General features: G+C 47.8%; 1 protein-coding gene. It reads left to right on the top strand.

Annotated features, from left to right (window positions below; genetic code table 11):
- On the top strand, positions 1–1,212 hold a 1,212-nt coding region (locus tag ACWHAR_RS21775; protein ID WP_452087801.1), incomplete at its 5' end, for an MFS transporter.
- Positions 1,213–1,292 lie beyond the last annotated feature (80 nt).

Raw genomic sequence — 1,292 nt, 5'->3', positions numbered from 1 at the left:
TTGACCACCGCGGTATTTCCGTTATTTTATAAATCAGCAGCTGCGGAAAGCGGTGTCAGCGCCGCTCAATCGACTGCCTTTCTGGGCTATACCATTGCGATTTCAACGTTTATTCTTGCGATGCTCGGCCCTATTTTAGGCACAATCGCCGACTATGAAGGGTGCAAGAAAAAGTTCTTCGGTTTCTTTGTGTCAGCCGGTGTCGCCAGCACCGCGATGCTCGCCTTTATCCCTAGTGAACATTGGCTGCTATTGTTGCTGTTTTATACGATATCGGCTATCGGTTTTTCCGGCGCCAATGTGTTTTATGATGCCTTTCTCGTTGACGTCACGACTGAGAAGCGGATGAATCTCGTCTCGGCACGGGGTTTTGGCTTAGGATACATTGGAAGCACGATTCCATTTATCATCAGTATTGCTGTCATCCTGCTCGCGCAAGCGGAGACTATTCCAGTGTCTGTACCGGCCGCAAGCCAGCTGTCCTTTTTCATAACGGCTGCCTGGTGGGGGCTGTTCACTATCCCAATGATTAAACATGTCCATCAACGCTATTACATCAAAAAAGAACCTCATATTGTCATCAACAGCTTTAAGAGGCTCGGCCAAACGATGAAACGGATCAGGCAATACCGGGCACTTTTCCTCTTCTTGCTCGCTTATTTCTTTTATATCGACGGAGTCGGCACGATTATTACGATGTCGACATCCTATGGATCAGATTTAGGGATCGGTTCCTCAAGCCTTCTGATCATCCTATTTGTCACTCAGGTGGTCGCCGCGCCGTTTTCGATTGTATACGGAAAACTGGCAGAACGCTTCACGGGGAAGACAATGCTGTATGTCGGGATCGTCATTTATATGATCGTCTGCGTGTATGCCTATTTTATGGAGACAACGCTTGATTTCTGGATATTGGCTATGCTTGTCGCCACCTCGCAAGGCGGTATTCAAGCCCTCAGCCGTTCCTATTTCGCCAAGCTTGTGCCAAAGCGCCACGCTAATGAATTCTTCGGTTTTTACAACATTTTCGGAAAATTCGCCTCAATTATGGGGCCGCTGCTCATTGCCGTGACAGCCCAGCTGACCGGGAAATCCTCGACTGCGGTGTTCAGTCTGATCATTTTGTTTGTAATTGGTATTGTGATTCTTGCCTTTGTTCCGGAGGAGACCAGCGCCAATGTCAGCCAGCAGCAAAATGACCTGCCCCTTTAACTGGGAGCAGGTCATTCATCATTTATTCGCTTTATTCACCTTCAGCTTTTTCCCTTTGACGGTTGTGTTCTTCATCACTT

Source organism: Bacillus sp. LR--39, from assembly GCF_053613335.1.
This window is presented reverse-complemented; position numbering and strand designations above follow the sequence as displayed.